Annotated in this window: 17 protein-coding genes; 4 read left to right on the forward strand and 13 right to left on the reverse strand. The window is 44.8% G+C overall.

Annotated elements, in window-relative coordinates:
• Positions 1-52: 52 nt before the first annotated feature.
• Positions 53-1,696, reverse strand: a complete 1,644-nt coding sequence (locus DW159_RS11730) for an InlB B-repeat-containing protein (protein ID WP_242992709.1) — start codon at positions 1,694-1,696, stop codon at positions 53-55.
• Between the two features lie 69 nt (positions 1,697-1,765).
• Positions 1,766-4,885 carry a diguanylate cyclase domain-containing protein gene (locus tag DW159_RS11735; protein ID WP_117550964.1) on the reverse strand — a complete coding sequence of 1,040 codons (3,120 nt, stop codon included), beginning with the start codon at positions 4,883-4,885 and terminating at the stop codon, positions 1,766-1,768.
• Between the two features lie 197 nt (positions 4,886-5,082).
• On the opposite strand from DW159_RS11735, the gene DW159_RS11740 reads away from it, so the two are divergent.
• The 3 genes from DW159_RS11740 to DW159_RS11750 are packed head-to-tail and all read left to right on the forward strand — an operon-like array spanning position 5,083 to position 7,510.
• Complete coding sequence (locus DW159_RS11740) at positions 5,083-5,910, forward strand: pyridoxamine kinase (RefSeq protein ID WP_022216280.1); 828 nt, start codon at positions 5,083-5,085, stop codon at positions 5,908-5,910.
• Between the two features lie 23 nt (positions 5,911-5,933).
• On the forward strand, positions 5,934-6,593 hold the full coding sequence (locus tag DW159_RS11745) for a TatD family nuclease-associated radical SAM protein (RefSeq protein WP_117550966.1): 660 nt from the start codon (positions 5,934-5,936) through the stop codon (positions 6,591-6,593).
• A gap of 38 nt (positions 6,594-6,631) precedes the next feature.
• Complete coding sequence (locus DW159_RS11750) at positions 6,632-7,510, forward strand: YitT family protein (protein ID WP_117550968.1); 879 nt, start codon at positions 6,632-6,634, stop codon at positions 7,508-7,510.
• A 75-nt stretch (positions 7,511-7,585) separates the two neighbouring features.
• Here the strand turns inward: DW159_RS11750 and DW159_RS11755 are convergent, their stop codons facing one another.
• The 4 genes from DW159_RS11755 to DW159_RS11770 all read right to left on the reverse strand — a co-directional run bounded on the left by DW159_RS11755 (position 7,586) and on the right by DW159_RS11770 (position 12,507).
• A complete protein-coding gene (locus DW159_RS11755) occupies positions 7,586-8,596 on the reverse strand; it encodes a KAP family NTPase (RefSeq protein ID WP_242992711.1) in 1,011 nt (336 codons plus the stop codon).
• A gap of 159 nt (positions 8,597-8,755) precedes the next feature.
• Positions 8,756-10,108: an MATE family efflux transporter gene (locus DW159_RS11760; RefSeq protein ID WP_117550970.1), complete on the reverse strand. Its 1,353-nt coding sequence runs from the start codon at positions 10,106-10,108 to the stop codon at positions 8,756-8,758.
• 129 nt (positions 10,109-10,237) lie between these two features.
• The gene (locus DW159_RS11765; RefSeq protein ID WP_117550971.1) at positions 10,238-11,392 is read right to left on the reverse strand and encodes an SGNH/GDSL hydrolase family protein; all 1,155 of its coding nucleotides are present in this window, start codon (positions 11,390-11,392) and stop codon (positions 10,238-10,240) included.
• 68 nt (positions 11,393-11,460) lie between these two features.
• Positions 11,461-12,507 carry a GDSL-type esterase/lipase family protein gene (locus tag DW159_RS11770; protein WP_117550973.1) on the reverse strand — a complete coding sequence of 349 codons (1,047 nt, stop codon included), beginning with the start codon at positions 12,505-12,507 and terminating at the stop codon, positions 11,461-11,463.
• A gap of 255 nt (positions 12,508-12,762) precedes the next feature.
• Here DW159_RS11770 and DW159_RS11775 point away from each other — a divergent pair, with 255 nt between their 5' ends.
• On the forward strand, positions 12,763-14,124 hold the full coding sequence (locus DW159_RS11775; RefSeq protein ID WP_022216274.1) for an MATE family efflux transporter: 1,362 nt from the start codon (positions 12,763-12,765) through the stop codon (positions 14,122-14,124).
• An 85-nt stretch (positions 14,125-14,209) separates the two neighbouring features.
• Here the strand turns inward: DW159_RS11775 and DW159_RS13730 are convergent, their stop codons facing one another.
• The 7 genes from DW159_RS13730 to DW159_RS11805 all read right to left on the reverse strand — a co-directional run bounded on the left by DW159_RS13730 (position 14,210) and on the right by DW159_RS11805 (position 21,234).
• On the reverse strand, positions 14,210-14,371 hold the full coding sequence (locus DW159_RS13730) for a hypothetical protein (RefSeq protein ID WP_015533608.1): 162 nt from the start codon (positions 14,369-14,371) through the stop codon (positions 14,210-14,212).
• 35 nt (positions 14,372-14,406) lie between these two features.
• Positions 14,407-14,826 (reverse strand): hypothetical protein, encoded by a 420-nt coding sequence (locus tag DW159_RS11780; protein ID WP_055147572.1) that lies wholly within the window; start codon positions 14,824-14,826, stop codon positions 14,407-14,409.
• Between the two features lie 120 nt (positions 14,827-14,946).
• Positions 14,947-15,225: a TIGR04076 family protein gene (locus tag DW159_RS11785; protein ID WP_117550975.1), complete on the reverse strand. Its 279-nt coding sequence runs from the start codon at positions 15,223-15,225 to the stop codon at positions 14,947-14,949.
• Entirely contained in the window at positions 15,222-16,040 is an 819-nt protein-coding gene (locus DW159_RS11790; protein ID WP_117550977.1) for a pyridoxamine kinase, read from the reverse strand. Before DW159_RS11790 ends, DW159_RS11785 begins: the two co-directional genes overlap by 4 nt.
• Positions 16,041-16,079: 39 nt before the next feature.
• Positions 16,080-18,212 carry a TaqI-like C-terminal specificity domain-containing protein gene (locus DW159_RS11795; protein WP_117550979.1) on the reverse strand — a complete coding sequence of 711 codons (2,133 nt, stop codon included), beginning with the start codon at positions 18,210-18,212 and terminating at the stop codon, positions 16,080-16,082.
• Positions 18,213-18,517: 305 nt separating this feature from the next.
• Positions 18,518-19,021 carry a DUF2798 domain-containing protein gene (locus tag DW159_RS11800; protein WP_117550981.1) on the reverse strand — a complete coding sequence of 168 codons (504 nt, stop codon included), beginning with the start codon at positions 19,019-19,021 and terminating at the stop codon, positions 18,518-18,520.
• Between the two features lie 296 nt (positions 19,022-19,317).
• Positions 19,318-21,234, reverse strand: coding sequence for an ABC transporter ATP-binding protein (locus tag DW159_RS11805; protein ID WP_199412501.1), 1,917 nt, complete (start codon positions 21,232-21,234; stop codon positions 19,318-19,320).
• Positions 21,235-21,261: the final 27 nt, after the last annotated feature.

Here is a 21,261-nt window from a genome sequence, read left to right on the forward strand (position 1 = left end):
CATCTTTTACAATTCGACAACAAGGGGGGATATTGCATTGATTTGTATGAATTTATTTTCTCACCCACCTGGCGTAGAGTTTTCTGCTGCCGGTGCTGCCGGCTGCAATCTTCGTAACCTTTTTCTTGAATTTTGGATCGCTGTACCAACCCTTGAATATATAACCTTTTCTGACTGGATTCTTCAAGACTATAGTCCTGGAAACGACGGTATAACTGGCTGGATTGGACCGGCTGTTTGCCCCCTTGCCAAGACTGTACTGGATCTTATACTTTACCAGCTTCCACCTTGCGTATAATGTCTGATTCCTGGTGGTCCTCACAACCGAACTGCTGCCGATCCTGCTGCCGCCACTCTTTGCTGTGTACCAGCCTGCAAATGTATATCCCCTTCTGGTAGGTGTCGGCAGGGTTCCGTAAGTTTTTCCACAAATGACTGTCTTACTTCCGGGACTCACACGCCCTCCATTTGGAGCAAATACTATTCTCACGCGCTTTACTGTGTCCGTGTATTTTGCAGTAAAAGAAAGCTTGGTGGATGTTCCTGCCACACGCAATGCAACCTTTTTACTTCCCGCCTTCCACGTCATCTGATTTAAGGCATATGCGATAATCCCATTTTGAATACCCGAAATGCTCGGCGGATATGACGCATTGTCAGTGCTGACTTCGAATTTGGTTTTACCTGCATTGAGATTTTTCTGAATCCTCTCAGCGTAGGCTCGCGCCCACTTTGCGGCATCTCCGTTTCTAACAAAATAGTTATCTGCCAGGCTTGTGGAACGTGTGCCATAACCGCTTGCCGTATAAATCTTATTATGACCATTGTGTGCCAACGCCATGAGTTCATCCGTCAGTCCAAAATACAAATGCGTAGGATCAAAGTTATAATAATTGTCCTTTGTATCATCCCATGTACAGTCCACCTGATACCATTTGCCATCCAGCTTCATGGCATTCCAGGTATGTCCATCATAGGTATCCCTTGTCTCAGCATTTGTTATGCCGGCTGCAGTAAGCAGTTTTGAATAGGCACTCTCATATGCTTGACATGTGCCCAGTTTTCGTGTCAGTGCACTCTCTGCCGAAGACCATTTCAGGGAATGATCGTAATCAAGCTGCTGCAGCAGCCAGTCATGCAGCCACAATGCCTTTTCATAGTCTGAACCATCAGTCTCCTTGCTGCACTTTTTTACCGCAGCATTCACGATGTCACCCACGCTCGGATAAGCCCTGTCAGATACCTGTATATTTGTGCTCACACGCATATAATAGACCCCTGAGGTTTTATCCATTACATAAAACCTGAAGTTATAGACTCCCGAAGCAGCCATTGTGAATTCAAAGTCGTGAGATTCGCACTCATCTGTGTATTGAATCCACGCTCCGCGGCTTGGATCCGCCACGGATTCAAAACTATACTCACCCGGGTTGGAATAACTCGGTGCATCCATTCTAAACAAATACCGGCCACTGCCACCATCCGCCGAAACGTGGAATGTTGTATCCTCCCCTAATTTGGGCTCGTTCCATTCAACCTTCAATGCTACACCATTTTGAGGGTCACTTTCAGCACTGTACTTATATTCTGTAACTCCCTCTTGGGGATTTGTTGATGAACCAGAAGATTCTTCCTGCGCATAGCCTATCACACGAATCGTCGATACACCTGTCATCACCAGTATTAATGTCAACATAAATGTTGCTAATTTCCTTTTTATCATAAGCAATACCTCGTCACTTTCACAAATCATGCACCCTTAAATCTACTCCCCATGCCTCTTCACCTCAATCCTGCCTCTTCCACTCTCCTTAACATCATAGAGGGCGTTATCCGCCTCCTCATACATCTCATTGAATGTCAGTTCAGTTCTTGCGATCACCGCACCCATGGAGATTCCTGTTCCTCCCTCGGTGGCCTTCACAGTCAGGTTCACCTTGTCAAATATCTGCTGGGCACGTTCCCTTATCACGTCATCAGACACACTCTTGTTGAAGAACAGCATGGCTGCAAATTCATCACCGCCCATACGGCATGCATGGTCATCACCGCGGAGTGCCGCCTGCAGTGTCTGTGCCACAAGGACAAGATATTTGTCGCCATTGTGATGTCCGTAGGTGTCGTTGTACTGCTTGAATCTGTCTACATCCATCATGATCATCACCGCTGTGTGCGTACACTCAAGAAGTCTCTGCTCCATGTCACTTCTAAATGCCGCATGGTTCAAAAGTCCTGTGAGGGGATCTGTACGATAGGTATTCTCCCAGTTTCTGAGTCTCACATCCGCCTTATTCTGCTCCGCATCTGTCAGCATCTTCAAAGCATATGTACTTGATACATCCACTATTACTATTTCTCCTCTGTCTTTCTGAAGTGCCGAATCATAAAACATTCTTCCAGTACATAATACATATATATCCCTGCCATCCTTCCTATGTATCTTGTGTTCCTGAAATACAAATGTGCTCTTTGCCAGATTCGCATTTACCTGACAGAGATATTCTGTTTTATCCTCGTCCGGTATAAGGTCGATCTGGGTTATGATATTATTCTCTATGTCCTCCTTGCTGTAACCCGTAAGCTCCTCAAAATTATCGTCTACAGATATGATCCTCCAGTTTTCATCCACCAGATATCTGCTATATTTGACTGTATGTACACGAAACGCATCCTTGCCATATTCAGTAGAATCCACCATCTGTCTGCGCGCCATAATCCGGATCTCTGTCTGTTCGTCGTCTGTGCTGGCGCCATCACCATCAGCGTCCGCCAGACCATCTCCTGGGGCAGTTCGATCACCAACATTCTCTCCATTACCATCTGCACCGACACCACCATCAGCAGCCCCTTGCTTTGAGTCAGCTGCCAGCGAATCTGCATACTTCTCTGATACAAGCCTTATAAACTCCGAAACTATATATGGATCAAACTGGCTGCCCGCGCAGCTCTTTAATTCTTCTATCGCTTTTGATATCGGCATGCCCTTTCTGTAAGGTCTGTCATTGATCATTGCGTCAAATGCATCGACCACCGCGATCACACGTGACAGAACCGGTATACTCTCACGGCTCAGTCCATCCGGATATCCATTTCCATCCCATCTCTCATGATGATGCCTTATCTCCTCCGCGATCTGTCTGAGTTCTGTGTTGCTCATGGCGATCTCATAACCCTTCTCAACGTGGGAACGCATGATCTTCCATTCCTCATCCGTGAGTTTTCCCGGTTTGTTAAGTATCTCCATAGGAACTCCTACCTTTCCTATGTCATGGAGCAGACAGAGCAGCGCCAGCTTGCTCTGCTGGCTATCTGACAGCTCTATTCGTCTGCCAAGCTCAGCCCCCAGCTCCTGTGTACGACGCACATGCTGTTCCGTATCGCTGTCGCACTCCTCAAGAGCCCTTATAAGCGATGTCAGCATATCTGAGTGCGATGATTCACTGTCCACAAGCTTTTTTGTCTTCATGGCTGTTGCCGCATCAGTGATTGCAGCGACGATGCTCTGTCCCTCATCCGCAGCCACCCCCACTGCATACTGTATACTTCCATCATACTGTTCTTTGACCTTTTCAACACATGCCGCCATCTCTTCCTCACTGCTGTGACTGCAAAGTGCTATCAGGTGCGCATCAATACCCCTGACGTAATATGTTCTCTCCGGAAAGTCCTTTCTCATGATGCCCGCAAGTGCATTTATCCTCTGGTCACCCGCCTGATTACCCAGGGTGCTGTTGATCACGGACAATCCGTTGATATCGCATATTGCCACTCCAACCGGAAACGTAAAATGGTCCACCTCCTCCATGGCAAGTCTCTGAAAGCTTTCCCATTTCTGAAATCCTGTAAGCATATCCGTCTCCAGAGATATATCCGAAAATACGAACATCTGGCCAAGCCTTCGGCCTTCCTTGTTGTCAAGCCTTCTGATATCACACCTTAAAGGTCTGTCTCCATCATCACCTTTTATATAGCACTGCAGAGAAAAACTGTCGTCATCAGCTGCAAGATCAACGGACAGATCATACGTCTCAAGAAACTGCTGCAGATTCTCACATTTGCAGAGGAGTTCCTTTCCAAGGAAGTCATCCGCTCTGTCATTGTGCAGGATCAAATGGTTGTCATAATCAAACAAAACTATTCCCTGACCTATATTCTCGAATATGTTTGTCTTTAGTTTGTTGAGCATGCCATGGGTTGAATAATTAAAGCAGCTCCAGTACAGAATGAATGATGTAAGACTGTAGCCGCAGATGGAATAATCCAGAAGTTTGTACACCTCCGCTCCCGGAGCGTAGAGAAATATTGCATTTATCCCAACGAGCGCAAGAAGTCCCAGGATGACACTGCTGTACTGCAAACGATATTCATGTGGGATCTTGCAAAGTTTCTTTACAAGGAGTATGAGTACTACACACACCAGCGCATATGAAAAAACCAGATGCATATCATACAGCGGTTTCATATCATAGCTGTATTTCGCTATCACGGTGTCTCTTCTGACATACCCTATCGCTATATTTTTGAATGGATTTATGGCAAATATTACAAGCTCATACAGACAGTAAAAAAAGCATACGCCTATCGCCGCTCTTCCACGCTTTGAAAAACGTCCTTTTGTAAAATAAACAATAAATATGAGCAGACATACCAGCATATAATCAATGCTTACGAAATATATACTCGACATGACGGACATGGCCATATACGAATCGCTTATAATGCTGATAAGATAACTGACATCGACTATAGCTGCTCCTATGCAGGCAAGTCCCAGAAACCTTCCAGTCGTCTTATTCTTTTTTATGGATTTCATCGCCAGTATAATATCCATGACGGCTATTATAATTGACGAAAAGACATATATCTTTAAAACGACTTCATTCATACTCATTCCTCCTGAACACCAGCCATACAAAATTTGCCTATATTTTACTACTTATCAAGATATGGGGCAATGTAGAAATTTTACCCATTCCCTCCCTTTTGCACATAAATTTCACTTGGTCTGACGGAATTCAAATATTGAACACACCTGTATTTGATGATAAAATCTACTATATTTATTGAATTTGGAGAACTAAGATGCAGAAAAAAATCGCTCTAATAAATGATGTTACAGGATTCGGAAGATGTTCCATCGCTGTCATGGCGCCGATAGTGTCCGCCATGAAGATCCAGGCAGTCACTGTGCCGACGGCAATACTATCTACACATACACAGTTTCCTATATTTTACTTTGATGACTACACACCCAAAATGCGGGATTACATCCAGACCTACAAAGATCTGGAGCTGCAGTTCGATGCCATATCCACAGGATTTCTCGGCTCTGAGGAACAGGTTGATATAGTTATCGACTTTATCAAATACTTTAAAAACGAGAAGAATTTTGTTATCGTCGATCCCGTCATGGGTGACTACGGCAAGCTGTACCCAACCTATACCGCGTCTATGTGCAGCAAGATGAAGGAGCTTGTAAAATATGCCGACATTATCACTCCTAATCTGACGGAGCTTTGCACCCTCCTTGATCTTCCATATCCGGAGCACACTGTGACCGTGAACGAGCTAAGGCAAATGTGCATGACCCTGGCGGAGCAGGGACCGGAACATATCGTTGTGACAGGAATACATTTCAATAAGACTCAGATAGCCAACTTCATCTACAACAAGGATGAGGATTTCCAGATGGTCATGGTTGACAGGATCGGCGGCGACAGGAGCGGCACTGGAGATGTGATCGCAGCCATCATTGCGGGTATGTATCTGAACGGACACAGCGTCTATGAGTCCGTGAAAAAGGCCGCTTCATATGTATCAAAGTGCATAAGCTACTGCGTTGAGAACAATGTTCCGGAGAACTGGGGATTGTGCTTTGAGATGTACATGAAGGATCTGACTGAGGAATAACTTAAACGATTGGAGATTCAACTATGGTTTTATACACTGTGACCGGAAAAGTTGGTGAGGAGGGCTACCTCGACATAGCAGAGAGCGGGGACCTCACCGGTAAAAATATATACGTGAATATGACTAACCAATGTCCCTGCAGCTGCGTGTTCTGCCTGAGGCAGACAAAAAAGCAGCAGGAGAACAATACTCTCTGGCTGAAGGATGGCGAGCCTTCCATAGAAGAGGTTCTGGAACTTTTCTCAAAGTATGACCTGAGTGTCATAAATGAACTTGTATTTTGCGGATTTGGCGAGCCTCTTGAGAGACTGGAAGACGTATGCGCGGTGATCGATTCACTGAAAAACACATATCCCAATCTCAAAGTCCGTCTCAACACCATCGGACTTGCCAATCTTATATATGGGAGAGATGTCACACCAGAGCTTGAGGGCAGATTCGACACTGTATCAATATCCCTGAACGCCCCTGATGAAAATGAATTTCTTGAGCTGACCAGATCACGCTATGGGATTCAGTCCTACGCGGCCATCAAGGATTTTGCCGTTCTTGCCAAAAGGTACGTGCCACACGTTGTCATGACAGTTGTTGACAAGGTCATGCCCGAGGATAAGATCGAGCTATGCCGCCAGATATGCAAGGATTTAGGCGTGACTTTGAGGGTTCGCCCATTTGAAAATTAACCGCATTTTACAGTGACACTTACAAAGGAGGTACCGCTATGTTTCAATCTCTAGAGTTAAAACACCCAAGATTTTATCAGGTATTTCGCCTGTTCATCGTCGTATTTGCATCTATACTATACGCATGGAATCTCCGATGCTTTGCCAAGACCGCAGGGCTGTTTCCAAGCGGGTTCTCCGGAGCATCCTTGCTTCTCCAGAACATTGGAATAAAATTTCTGCACATAAGCGTGCCTTTTGCAGTTTTCAACATTGGGCTGAATCTGTTTCCCACATACATATCATACAAATATATCGGCAAAAGATTCACCCTCTATTCGATCATAGTCATACTTCTGTCGAGTATATTTGTGGATATCCTGCCATCATATGTATTCACTGACGACATAATGCTTGTAAGCCTGTTCGGCGGTCTCATCAACGGACTCGCCATCAGCCTGTGCCTGAACGTTGGAACCAGCACCGGGGGAACTGATTTCATCAGCATATTCCTGTCCCACCAGAAGGGTATAGATGCGTGGAACTACATACTGCTCGGAAACATCGTGATGCTGATCGCCGCCGGTGCACTGTTCGGCTGGTCAAAGGCTCTGTACTCCATCATCTACCAGTTCTGCAGCACGCAGGTGATCCAGCTTCTGTATAAGAGATATAAGAAAGAAACGTTGTTCATCATCTCCGACAAGTCAAATGAGATCTACCACGCCATCAGCGACCTGACTCACCATGACGCTACTCTGTTCAAGGGTGTCGGATGTTACGAGGAGAAGGAGAAAACCCTCATCTACTCCGTCATCAACTCGGAAGCGAAGCGTGAGCTCATACCGATGATCCGTGGGATCGATGAGCACGCATTTATCAACGTGGTCAAGACCGAGGAGCTGGACGGTAGATTCCATGATATTCCGCACGACTGATGAGCGGCTCATTATATCATGCAAGCATGTTGGCTCACTTGCGCTCATTATATCATCTGTAATTTCACGAATTCATCAAATCTTGGAAGTGCTAGGGTTATCTTGCCATACTCTCTGGTATCGACAACCCCTTTTCTCTTCAACCGCTCTATATACTGAGAATAACTCTGATTTCATTTCCAGCTTCTCCCGCAGATTCTTGACACGGCTCTCTTTACTTACAGAGATTTCCAGAAGTATCTTTTTATCAAGCTCTGACAGTTCTAACCATATCTTGCTATATACATACTCCTCCAGATATTGGTCATATTCAGGCAATATCTGATCAATAGTTTTCGTATCGCGCTCTTCCCAATACAGATAACCCAGTACCTGAAACGCAAATGGATACCCCTTGGTAAGCGCCGTCATCCTTTCTGCATACTGCGCATCTATGCCAAATATATCCATGTAGTGTCTCCGCACCGCAACATAATTAAGCGGCTCAAGCATTATCTTTGGTGCTCTGTACAGAAACGTGAGAGATTTGTCATTCTGAAGCTCGTATATATTGTCATATAATCCTGTCATCAGCAGATATATCGGGTAATCGTGCTTTACAAATATCTGAAATGAACTTGCAAATATCCTCATATATTCAGAATTTATGACCTCATCTATTGTTATGAGCAGCCTTTTGCCAGCCTTTTTTATATGATCCAGCATGCATTCAAGAACATTTTCAATGTCTGTGACCGGGTCCGAATTCTCTATGGACACACCGAGTCCAAATGCAGAGAAGTCCAGTTTTGCACTTATGAACCTGGCGTGCATCTCCGGTATACTGTATATTTTGGAGGCAAGGCTCTGCAGCAGATCTCTCTTGGGATTGAGTTCCACCGTTATCCAGTTCTCATCTTTTCCAATCTCCGAAGATATATTCGTCATCATGACTGTCTTACCCGAGCCTCGAACTCCGGTTATCATAAATATCTGATTTGACGAGATATCAGCCTTGAAATCATCTATTATCCTGTCTGTCTGCGCTATTCTCGAAATATATTGCACCGGTTTCTTTCCAAATGACAATGTAAATGGATTCCCCATAGCTCCTCCTTGTATAGATATAATTACTATCCTTCTATTGCTCTTATGTAAAGTTATATAAATTTTTATAACTTTATATAAGTTTATATAACTTTTTACAAGTCGCAGCTTTACGAAATGAACGCACAATAAACATTCCTATCACCCAATACATATCTCTTATAAGTTGGCCTTATACAGCGTACCGCGCCTCTTCATCCACACAAATGCTCCCACGCATATCACTATGGATATAAATGATCCAGCCGGTGCCGCAAATCCCATCGGGAACAGGGTGTCTGGATACATGACAGATGCCAGATATGATCCCGGAATTCTTGCACATACTATGGCTATCATATTGTGAATAAACCCTATATAGGATTTGCCATAGGCACAGAAATATCCGGTGAAACTGAAATGTATTCCCGCAAATACGCAGTCCACTATATAACTGCTGATATACTGAACTCCCATCGCTACAACTACTTTGTTCTTACTAAAGAGTCCCACAAGTTCCGGTGCAAATATTTCAACTACCGCAATAGCTATGGCTCCGTATACCACTATGATCCCCAGTGCATACCTTAGTATCTGCTCCGCCCGGTCATGCTTTCCTGCGCCAATATTCTGTGCGGCAAGTGCCGATACTGTGGCGAGCATTGACGATGGAACTATGAAGATAAAGCTTATCATCTTCTCCACAACGCCCACTGCCGCCGCGTCATTTACACCACGTTTATTCGCAATGACGGTTATGATGATGAATGCTATCTGTATACAGCCGTCCTGAACAGCCACCGGAAGACCTATCTTTACGATCTCTCCGAGCACAGATCTTCTCGGAACAAAATCATTTTTCGTAAGTCTCAGCCCTGTGTTCATTCTCTTTATCGCCACAAATGATATTATAACGCTGAAGGTCTGTGCCAGCGTTGTTCCAAGTGCTGCGCCAAGAGGGCCCATGCCGCAGACGCCTATAAATATATAATCAAGTGCAATATTAAGGCCGCATGCAACCGCGATGAAGTACATTGGACTTTTGGAATCGCCGAGTCCCCTGAATATGGAACTTATCACGTTGTATGCTGTTATAAATGGAATTCCTATAAAGCAGACTATCAGATAATCCGTGATTCCTTTGACAGCCTCCTCCGGGGTATCCATAACTGCAACTATTGGATTTATAAAAATGAGCAGCATTACTGTAAGCAATACTGATATTATCATGAAGATGGTGACTGTATTTCCGATGGCCGCCTGTGCATCCCGAAGCTTCTTCGCCCCCACTGCTTTTCCTATGACAACTGTGGTTCCCATGGCAAGTCCCACCAGAATAACTGTGAGCATGTGCATGACCTGGGAGCCATTTGCCACCGCTGTGGTGGCCCCGGCATCATTGCCACAGAACTGCCCTATGATGAACAGATCCGCCATCCCGTATAGAGTCTGTAGAAAATAAGATAATAGATAAGGCAGTGCAAAATACGCCATCGTCTTTGGCACACTGCCGGTCGTAAGGTTCTTTTCCATTGATTTGTATGGCCTCGTCTTTCATGTTGATGTGGACGGAGGGCGTCCGTTACCTCCGTCCCCACATGATATTAAACCTTACAACAGTTGTAATGTCAACACATCAACTCTACCAAGGATACTGTCCTATCAGACAGCTATTACCGCCATAAGGTAGAATGGTGTAGTGCCGGCACACTCATCATCAAGAACCGTTATCTCAAGTGTGTGTTTCTTCTTCTCACCATGATGAAGCACAGGCTCTATATACAGACAGTCACCCCAGTCCTCATCAAAATTGCCATCCAATAAAACCGGGTGCTCGACGTCCCCATCAAGCACAGCCTGAGCCCTGACAGCAGGTCTTGATATTGTCTTTCTGTACTGAATTCCTATGCAGCTTCCCTCAAGTTCAAATGTTATGCTATCACCGGCATGTACACCTGTCCATCCATTCTTGAAATGATCAAGGTGTCCCATCTTCTCATGAGTATCAGCCCTGAACCCTGAAAGCTTAGGACATATCTCGCGTATGGTAAGCCTCTTTGCATACTCATAAGCATTTGCGGTAACAGGGGTAGGAAGTACACATGAGCAGGCTGATTCGTCCTGGATATCATTCTCTGTGTCCGCGCCAGCATCTGCGGTATCCGTATTTGAGTCATTAGCCAAATTCTCATCTTGTATGAGATCATCCATAATTCTCTCAAGAAACTTTGTTATCTCACCGGCTACCAGGCCATGTCCCTTGTCATTTGGATGAAGTCCATCCGGGGTTATGTCGATCCTGTTATATTCTCCCGCCTTCATCCGCCTGTATATGGTGTCGTGCACGCTCACATGTGGCACTCCATAGTGATCTGCAAGTCTGTTGTGAATATCCTGGGTGCTTACACCCGTGTCGTAGAAAACGTTATTGAGCACCACCACCGCCGGTCTTGATGACCAGCAAAGCAGTGTTCTCAGCACACCTTCAAAGGTCTCTTCACAGTATATGTTATCCACATCATTTACACTGAAATCCACAACCACAAAGTCCGGCTGGTACATGAGCACATCAGTCACAGCCCTGGACACACCATAGTATGAGTCTGTGCCGCCGATTCCGCCATTCACATAATTGAACTTTGCCTGTGGAAATGTATCACACCACCACTTGTATACCCTGTATGCATAAGTATTTTCATGCTCCGTCGCCAAACTTCCCTGCGTTATCGAACCGCCAAGGAACCCTATTGTAAGTTCCTGTCCACTCTGGGCGCGCTGTATAACTGATTTTATTCTTTCAAGATCATAATTTTCCATGGTTTATCCTCCATATTTGAACATCAGCTCATTAATAATCCTATATTACCTCTAAGTTAGGATATAATTTAATTCCACCCTTCAATTTCGAGACCTTCTATATATTCGGCCAGCTCCGTTGCCATCTCACACGCCTCCGGTATCCTCAAATGTCCTGGCGTGCCGCATCCGTTTCTTCCATATACATAATGAGTTATCATTTTATCATTCATAGTGTCAACCACTTCATCTATAGCCTTGTCCCATGAACAGTCGTGACAAAGAAGTGTGGTACAGCAGATTATGTGTGCATCCGGATATGTCTTCCTGAGTTTTCCCAGAAATTTCATGTAATGGTCACGCCACGTTTCCGCCTGCCTGCCGTTATAGTCATTTTTCATAAAATCATACGGATGGTTGTCATTCTGTCCTATAGCAACTATAACAACCTGAGGTGTGTACTGGGAGAAATCCCACTGTGTCACCGGACCAAATGTAGGGTTGTAGTGAACCTTATCCCACACACTTTCCATGCCAATCTGATTCGGCTCTTGGAACCATCCTATCCTGTCCATGAGAGCTATCCCTCCCTGGGCTATGTCATGAATCTGTGCTTTCAGCTTTCTTGCAGTAATCCACGCATACGAATACCAGCTATTAGAATAACCGCCATTGTGTACCGGATCTTCCTTTCCAACAAAGTCGACAGCCTCAGATACTTCACCCGCTGACACCGAATCTCCATACACCTCTATTCGTCTGCCTGACAGCGGTTTCAAAGGAAGAAGTCTCTCCCCATCTCCGATCTCATACTCAAGTATTGTTACCTCATGACATGCATCCTGTCTCTTGAAGAACAGCACACAATGTTCATTTGTATCGTTATCCGGAACAACTATATCAAGTTCCGTAATTCCCTCTTTATTTAAAAGATAACTTCTCTGCGACTGATCGATTATACATCCAAGATAATTGTCCCAATAGTTATTCCTGTTGGACACCTTTATCTTAAGAGTATTACCCGTAAATTTCATCTCCGCAGATGTACAAGGATATACCCACACCGGCTTCTCCGCATCTGTCCAGTCAATACGTCCTGTATACCTGATCATAACATCATTTGGCTTGATCTTCATAATATTGTCTCCTGTCATTCCATTTGTTCTATATACATTATACATTTCTGTTTTCATATTAGTTAAGCTCTACCTAATAGTCAAACTTAATTTAGTTAAATATTAATTATTTTTTAATCATTTTAAACAAAATATGATTGAGAAGGTAGTTTCATATCTATAACACACCCCCATATACGTCTATTGATTATTTTTAACTGCAGTTCTATTATATGAAAGTAAACTATTCAATACATTTTGTAAGGAATGAAATCTATGAAAAGAGTAAACTTTGAAAATGGAAAGATAACTCAAAATATACTCGGTGTGGCCATGCCTATGCTAGTGGCTCAGCTCATAAGTCTGCTGTACAACGTGATCGACCGGATCTACATAGCAAGAATACCTGATGTGGGCACCGCTGCTCTCGGCGGAGTCGGTCTCTGTTTCCCGATCACCATCATAATCACTGCCTTCAGCAATCTGTTTGGCAGTGGCGGTTCCCCTCTGTTCTCAATCAGAAGAGGGATGGGGGATGATAAAACCGCAGATACCATAATGAATACAGCCTTCACTATGTTATGTGGTGCTGCCATTATTCTCATGGCTGTCGGTATGATATTTGCAAGACCGCTGTTGGTCCTGTTCGGAGCATCGGAAAGCGCACTCACATATGCGTACCCATATATGATGATATATCTGCTTGGCACTCTGCCATCCATGGTATCAACAGGCATGAACCCATTCATCAATGCACAGGGATATTCTGTAACAGGTATGCTGACAGTGGCCGTCGGTGCTGCCGCCAACTGTATTCTCGATCCCGTATTTATATTTGTCCTACATCTCGGCGTCAGAGGTGCGGCCATAGCCACCGTGATATCGCAGATCATGTCTGCCGCTTTTGTCCTCTACTTTCTGAAGAACAAAGCCGAATTGCAGGTAAAGCTGCTTTCATTGGGACAATTCAGGGAGTGTGTGACATATGCAAAGGATATTGTCAGTCTGGGAACCGCTGGATTTGTGATGCAGCTCACAAACAGCCTTGTATCAATATGCTGTAACAGTGTCCTGTCACGTACCGGAGGCGATGTCTATGTGTCAGTCATGACCATCGTGTCAAGCGTCAGACAGATCGTCGAAACTCCTATCTGGTCAATAGCCGAAGGTGCTTCCCCAGTCATCAGCTACAATTATGGAGCCAGAAAGCCCGATCATGTCAAAAAATCCATAGCCATCATGTCTCTGCTTGCAGTGATATATATGGTCATAGCATGGGGAATCATCCTGATTGCTCCGGGAGCACTTATATCTGTATTCAGCTCAGACAGTTCACTTATAAGTGACTCCATCCCGGCTCTCAAAATATATTTCGCTGCATTTGCATTTATGCTGCTTCAGTATATCGGCCAGACTACTTTCAAATCGCTGAACAAGAAAAAGCAGGCGATTTTCTTCTCTCTGCTCAGAAAGGCGATCATCGTAGTCCCTCTTACATACCTGCTGCCGTATGCTTTCCATCTCGGAACAAATGGCGTATTCATGGCTGAACCTATATCAAATATACTCGGAGGAAGCGCATGCTTTTTCACAATGCTGTTAACCGTAATACCGGAGCTTAACCGGATGAAAAAATAAAAATGATCCCACAGATATCCATAATAATATCTGTGGGATCAATAATTCTCTCTCTATTTTATTGTCTGGTTAAACTGCTTATCATCTAAGCTGCCTTCTTATCCTGAGTCATGTCTTTTGCATCTGGAGCCGTGATATCCTCTGATTCACGGTGCATCTTCTCACCCCAGTTTTCGTCCACAAAGCATTTGATTGCTGCTGCAAGTGCTATAACCCCAAATGTATAAGCCAATATATCCATTGCCATAATTATCTCTCCTTCACTGGTAATCTCTATTACATTTAATTCCCAATGAAGGTGCGTTTCTTCCCGTCTGACCTGTGTATATATTCCAGGAGTATCCATCTGCGGCTGTTTGTCATCTCGGGATATCTGCCTGCAGATGCACATACACAGAATATCAGACTCAACAGCAATGCCGCAAGAACCGCCGACAGCATCCATGTATCGTCTATGGATTCTTCTGAATTTCCAGTCCGTATGTTTCTTGTCTGGATCACAAGCCCCGCAGAACTGTCAACCATGAGCACATCGTTGTTCCCGGCGTCTATTCCCCGACTCTCACCAAGCAATGATACCGAATGCGCAGAATAATTCCTGACATTCGGGTTGTAAAGCCCACAAACTCCAAGATATGAGACGCACATAACCACAGCAATTATCCATGCATATATATTGTAATGCGCTCTGCATCCTGCCATATGTGCCACCTCCCATACTTGATAAATACATCTGTCTTACTTACCATGTATTATATTATATAAGGGAGTTTTTTTCTTCCGATACACCGCTTCTTTAGCTGTCTCTTTGCCGTTTATTTGTCAATTCTTATCCTGCTCAGACTGGACAACCTCTATCCTGAACACATTGATCGTGTCCACATCAGGACAACAGAACACTGCAGTTCCCGGCTCATTTCCCGGGATGGTTCCACCATATCTAAGAATATCCACATATGGAAATGCCACATGCATGGCCATGGGACAGAGCTGCCCTCGCTCAGTATCAAAATCGTAGCTGTCACCTATCTTATGCCCCCTGTGGCAGCCGTGAGGGCCTTTGCGGTCTATGAGTGTTATCTTGATCTGCGGTCTGCTCATTCCGTTATCACCTCTATGTACTGTTCAAGAGGGATTCCCTTGTACTTGTCAACATTGTCCTTGTTCAAGGCTATAAGCTTCTCCACCACTTTCATGGCTGACTGCACACTGTCTTCTATGCTGTGTCCGCCTCTGTACTTTCCGATAAGCACAGCAGAGAATATATCACCGGTTCCCGGAAATCTCACAGGAATCTCTGTATATGGGAACACGTTCATTTTGTCTGTCTCGCCATCCAACAGGAGAGTGCTTGTCTGTCCATCTATATTTACACTGGTTATAACCACTGTCCTTGCCCCATATCCGTGAAGTGTGTGCGCAAGCTCCTCTGCCTCTGCCATAGTCAGGATTTTCTTGTCCGTGTATTTGCCCGCAAGAAATGCCGCCTCAGTACAGTTTGGAACTATCAGATCCGCAACCTTACACATCTGCCTCATATATCCCACAGTATTTTCTGTGACACCATTGTACAGTACGCCATCGTCACCCATGATCGGATCGACAAATATAAACGTCCCTTGAGATTTCTTCTTCTCACAGTACTCAGCCACCAGCTTCGTCTGCTCTTCGGATACAAGAAAACCTGTTGCTATAGTGTCAAATGCAAATCCAAGTTCATCCCACACTCCCATGCTGTTCTTCATATAGCCGGTGGTCTCAAGAATATCGAATTTACCGTAGTCCAGTGTGTTTGACACAAGGGCTGTCGGCAGGTTGTACACCTGAAATTTCATGTTGGACATGATCGGTATCATGGCTGACAGTGCAACCTTGCCATAACCAGCCATATCGTTTATAAGCAGTATATTATTCATAGTCTCTTCCTCTTCCTGATCAATTAAAGTATATTATTTTTATAACATATATTTGTCACCGGATAAAGACTGCTTTATGAACTCGTACTCTTCATCGGTAACTGAGTACAGCTTCCTAACAATGTCATCTATCTCTTCATACAATCTGTATCGCTGCAAATGGTCTTTACCTGTCTTGTACGTCTGCATTTCTGAATTCACAGAACTTTCTGTGATAAGTTCTTCTGCCATAAGCTCTTCTGCCTTTGAGATTATGCGTCTCTGTGTCTCCTCGTCTGCGACTGGAACAGGAATATTCTCTATATGGGATCTCAGAACCTTCACTGCGTTGTACCGCTTCTCATATATGTACTGCGCCACCCTTGAATTGAGTATCGCCATGATATATCTCATATCAAGTCCCGGTATATGTGGAATGACCACATTGCAACTGTTCAACGTAAGCCTCTGCCTGTCGTCATATGCAAATACAAGCTGTCTGTTGATAAACCTGTAGATCAGTTTCTCCGGAGCCCGGTAAAGCTCCAGCGGCGCCGCCTGCTGATACAGGGTAAGTTCCGGATACATATATTTTTCCGTTTTTCCGCATCTGTATCTGTATACATCTGCTCCGGTTATCACTGCCTCCATTCCCTCTCCGCATTCTGTAGACACATATTTCGCATTATCCCCGGTCACTATTCCCAGTGCAAAATCTGCCTGTCCACGCAGAAATTCACAGTTATCTGTATTTTCTATTCTGCAAAGCAGCCTGTACTCATCATCAGTGAGCCTAAGCATAAAATTCTCACTGCCAAGCGGCCTGTCCGTTCCTACAACAAACTCTCTGCCGTCTCTCTCGATCACCGCACCTTTGCTATGTCCAGGATCAAAACTCTTTTCAAGCTGCAGCACCAACGATGGACATTGCACACCATAGAATGCATCGCCAAGGAAACTCACCCGGCTCACATTTGCCGATTCGGCTATGATCTCCCTGATCGTCTTATGATTATGTACATCTAACAATGCCTCCGGCAGCACAAATGCAAGAACTCCTTCATCTGTCAACAGCTTCAGCGCACACTCCACGAACACATCAGACGACTCCACGCCCCTTCCGGCTGCAGTTCTGTATGCTTTCCTGAGTAATGTCCGTGTCTCCCTGTCAAATGTATATCCCCACGGCGGGTTACCGATGATGATGTCATATCCCGGATCAGCCAAGAGCTTCTTATCATCCCCACCACATTCTGAATCATTCCTGTATTCTGAAATGAAGTCTCTGCGCTCTATGTGCTCATATATTGTCCGGATCGCTTCGTCCACATTGACATGTCCTCTTCCGGACAATCTCCCAAGTGCCAGATTGAACCTCGCAAGCTGTACACTGAGTTCATCTATATCGCACGCATATATATTATTTAGTTCTATATCATCCGGAAGCTGTATAAGGAAATTACCGGTTCCGCAACATGGATCGAATAATCGCTTACCACCCTCAGATATTCTGCTTCCCATATCACCGGTCACATCACTTATCAGCGTTCTTACTACCTTTGTCGGCGTATAATATGAACCAGCCGCCTTCCGGCTGCCTGCATCTCTTATAGACATATAGAGAAGTCCAAGTACGTCCTCCCCCTTTTGATAATAGTAATTGGTGTCCATAAAATTTTTGTTATTATTTGCCCATGATAATGCTGCTTTTTTGTCCTGAATTATATCATCGATCAGCGCACTCCATACACCAATTGTCAAGCTTCCATCTATATATGCAGGGAATATTTCTCTGTCAACAGTAATCTCACCACTGCTTACCAGCAGCTTGAGTGCACAATCCGCCAGCAGAGTTCTCATGACCATCTCAGTCACACATATATTCTGCCTCTCCAGCTTATCCACCAGACTTTTTACTGTGTCTGTACTCTCGCAAATGTCTGACACATATCTGTCATACAATCCTTTGCCGGACACATACCGCTTATTCCGCCGGCTTCTGAGCGACCTTCGTTCGCCAGTTTCCAGTGACTGTTTCAGATTACTTACGTACTCCTCTGTGAAATACATCTGACCGGCCGGACCTATGCCCTGTGATTCAATTTTCCCAAGTCTGAGCCAGTTCCGCCCCGTTGCCCTCGATATTGAAAGCTGCTGACACAATCCATCCAGCGTTATGTATTCCTCACTCATACACAGCCCCTCGTTTCTTCATATGTCTGCCTCATATGCTTTTCCTGATCATATTCAAATATATTCATACGCAAAATCTCCGCCTTATTCTTCTTCAAAAAATCAGCCAGAATATTATTCCTGCTCTTATGAAAAATGTGATATAAAAGCATGAGAAATTCGCAAATTATAGATACGTTGGAATGGTCCGTTTCTTACGTTCGGACTCATAGAAACCTTCGACTTGAAACCTATGCTTTGAACGGATTGTAACACCTCGCCCAGCCTTTGTCTATACTTTAGGCAAAACTCTCCAAAACGGAGAATTATGACTCTGGCTGAGGTTCTTTGGATGGCTCTACACAGCCAGAACCCGCAAGCTGTCTCTTAAATATAGTTCTAAATATCAATCTCACAAGCGGTCCGCAATAGCAGAGCTGCCAGAGCAGTGCAACAGGGAGATTCATTCCCCATGTCTGGATAAATGTACCAACACTTGGTGAATCCTTGAACAAAACAGTTGCTATAAGGCTCATGATTGGACACATCATTATGCAGATGTAGAATGATATCATGAAGGTTATCACCTGTGGTCTGTCAGTCGGTCTCACGATCTTGAACGCAAGCATTGGTGCAAGCTTTCCAACCACGAAAAGCTCAAGCACAATAGCTATCGGCCACATGATCGGCATCTCATGAAGTGCCATGACAAATGTCTGATTGGTGAAACCTCCTGTGCTTAATGCTACATTGTAGCAGATCATTCCATAGACCATGAACATGGCCATGATTGTTGTGAATACGAATTCCTGTAATTTGTTTTGTGGCATAATAATTTCCTCCTTACGAAAATAATATTGAGCATGCGCATTCAAAGGCGCTTCGCGCAGGCGCATGCGTGCTTCGCAACATGTCGTCAAGCGTAGCTTGATGACCTGCGCGCACATCAGTGCGCTTCCTCTGCAAGGATTTCTCCCGCTTACGCGGGCCCCTCCTTATGAAAATAAAAAGCCCAACGAAACTTTCATCTCGTTGAGCTTAACTGCGACTACCATTAATTGCCCCTATGGTAGCACAAATATTTTTAAATTGCAAGTAATTTTCTGTTTTTTATAAACAATTCGGCTTACGCCTGCCCAGCTACGGCCTTCTTGCCAGTGTACAGCTGATAATATCTGCCCTTCATATCTATGAGCTGGTCGTGGGTGCCTCTCTCTATGATGCGTCCCTGCTCCATGACCATGATACAGTCCGCATCCTTGACCGTGGAAAGTCTGTGGGCTATGACAAATGACGTTCTTCCCTCCATGAGGGCATCCATTCCCCTTGATACCATGGCCTCAGTTCTCGTATCGATGGATGATGTAGCCTCATCAAGGATCAATGCCGGTGGATCCGCAACCGCTGCCCTTGCAATCGCAAGAAGCTGTCTCTGTCCTTGACTGAGGTTTGAACCATCGCCAGTAAGGATTGTGTTATAACCGTCAGGAAGTCGCTTTATGAAATCGTGAGCATTTGCAAGCTTTGCAGCCTTGATGCACTCCTCATCCATGGCATCCAGCTTGCCATATCTTATGTTGTCCATGACTGTTCCTGTGAACAGATGTGTATCCTGAAGCACTATTCCAAGGCTTCGTCTGAGATCCGGCTTTCTGATCTTGCCTATGTTGATATTGTCGTACCTTATCTTGCCGTCCTGTATATCGTAGAACCTGTTTATCAGATTGGTTATCGTCGTCTTGCCCGCACCTGTACTTCCGACAAATGCTATCTTCTGACCAGGCTTTGCATACATATTGATGTCGTGAAGAACAATCTTATCCGGATTGTAACCGAAGTCAACATTCTCAAATTCAACCTCACCTGTGAGCTCCCTGTATGTGATCTCGCCAGTCTCATGCCTATGTCTCCAAGCCCAGAGTCCGGTCCTCTCCTCAGTCTCTGTGAGATTGCCATCTGCATCCTTCTTTGCATTTACCAGCTCAACATAGCCCTCGTCCTCCTCAGGCTTCTCGTCTGTCATGGTAAATACCCTGTCAGCTCCGGCAGCCGCCATAACTATGGCGTTGATCTGCTGGCTTATCTGCGTCACCGGCATCGTAAAGCTCTTGTTAAGCGTCAGGAATGCCACAAGCGTTCCTATGGTAAGACCTGACCAGCCATTTACTGCAAGTACACCTCCCAGCACTGCGCAAAGAACGTAGCTTATATTTCCAAGGTTTGCATTCACCGGCATGGTGATGTTGGCTATCATATTGGCCTTGTAGGCGCTGTCCTGAAGAGATCTGTTCAACTTGCAGAAATCATCATATGCCTTTTCCTCGTGGCAGAACACCTTGACAACCTTCTGTCCACTCATCATTTCCTCTATATAGCCGTTGACCTTTCCAAGATCCTGCTGCTGCTTCATGAAGTATCTTCCCGACTTCGCGCCCAAGCTCGACGTCGCCTTTATCATGATAAGCACCATGACGACTGACAGCACCGTGAGCGGTATATCAAGAACTATCATCGCAATGAGTGTTGAGATAAATGTGATGCTTGAGTTGATAAGCTGCGGCATACTCTGACTTATGACCTGACGGAGTGTGTCAACATCATTGGTGTACACCGACATGATATCTCCATGTGCATGTGTGTCAAAGAAAGATATCGGAAGAGATTCCATTCGCTCAAAGAGCTGAACTCTGAGCCTCTTCATGGTTCCCTGAGTCACATTTACCATGATCCTGTTGTACGCGTATGCGCAGATTATTCCCAGCACAAGTATAAGTCCAAGCCCCAGCATCCTGTGGGCCAGGGGACCATAATCAGGTGAGCTCTGTTTCATCATCGGTTCAATATATACATCGATAAGTTTCTGCATGAACATCGATATACTCAGTATCGCAAGCGCCGATATAAGTATGCTGACCACAACCGTAATACATGCCAGCTTGTATTCCTTAAGAATATATCTGATCAGCCTTCCAAGTGCCTTCATGGGATTTTTGCCCTGATCCTTTCCAGGTCTCTTCAGCCCTGCATCCACTTTATCATCCATCTTATTTTCACTGTATTTCTCTGTATT

The sequence above is a fragment of the Coprococcus sp. AM14-16 genome (assembly GCF_003434675.1).
In the GTDB taxonomy this organism is placed as follows: Bacteria; Bacillota; Clostridia; order Lachnospirales; family Lachnospiraceae; genus Coprococcus; species Coprococcus aceti.

Coding starts and splice junctions, on each gene's coding strand:
- DW159_RS11730 (WP_242992709.1), bottom strand. CDS start 1,696: ATGTTGACATTAATACTGGTGATGACAGGTGTATCGACGATTCGTGTG.
- DW159_RS11735 (WP_117550964.1), bottom strand. CDS start 4,885: ATGAATGAAGTCGTTTTAAAGATATATGTCTTTTCGTCAATTATAATA.
- DW159_RS11740 (WP_022216280.1), top strand. CDS start 5,083: ATGCAGAAAAAAATCGCTCTAATAAATGATGTTACAGGATTCGGAAGA.
- DW159_RS11745 (WP_117550966.1), top strand. CDS start 5,934: ATGGTTTTATACACTGTGACCGGAAAAGTTGGTGAGGAGGGCTACCTC.
- DW159_RS11750 (WP_117550968.1), top strand. CDS start 6,632: ATGTTTCAATCTCTAGAGTTAAAACACCCAAGATTTTATCAGGTATTT.
- DW159_RS11755 (WP_242992711.1), bottom strand. CDS start 8,596: ATGGGGAATCCATTTACATTGTCATTTGGAAAGAAACCGGTGCAATAT.
- DW159_RS11760 (WP_117550970.1), bottom strand. CDS start 10,108: ATGGAAAAGAACCTTACGACCGGCAGTGTGCCAAAGACGATGGCGTAT.
- DW159_RS11765 (WP_117550971.1), bottom strand. CDS start 11,392: ATGGAAAATTATGATCTTGAAAGAATAAAATCAGTTATACAGCGCGCC.
- DW159_RS11770 (WP_117550973.1), bottom strand. CDS start 12,507: ATGAAGATCAAGCCAAATGATGTTATGATCAGGTATACAGGACGTATT.
- DW159_RS11775 (WP_022216274.1), top strand. CDS start 12,763: ATGAAAAGAGTAAACTTTGAAAATGGAAAGATAACTCAAAATATACTC.
- DW159_RS13730 (WP_015533608.1), bottom strand. CDS start 14,371: ATGGCAATGGATATATTGGCTTATACATTTGGGGTTATAGCACTTGCA.
- DW159_RS11780 (WP_055147572.1), bottom strand. CDS start 14,826: ATGGCAGGATGCAGAGCGCATTACAATATATATGCATGGATAATTGCT.
- DW159_RS11785 (WP_117550975.1), bottom strand. CDS start 15,225: ATGAGCAGACCGCAGATCAAGATAACACTCATAGACCGCAAAGGCCCT.
- DW159_RS11790 (WP_117550977.1), bottom strand. CDS start 16,040: ATGAATAATATACTGCTTATAAACGATATGGCTGGTTATGGCAAGGTT.
- DW159_RS11795 (WP_117550979.1), bottom strand. CDS start 18,212: ATGAGTGAGGAATACATAACGCTGGATGGATTGTGTCAGCAGCTTTCA.
- DW159_RS11800 (WP_117550981.1), bottom strand. CDS start 19,021: ATGCCACAAAACAAATTACAGGAATTCGTATTCACAACAATCATGGCC.
- DW159_RS11805 (WP_199412501.1), bottom strand. CDS start 21,234: ATGGATGATAAAGTGGATGCAGGGCTGAAGAGACCTGGAAAGGATCAG.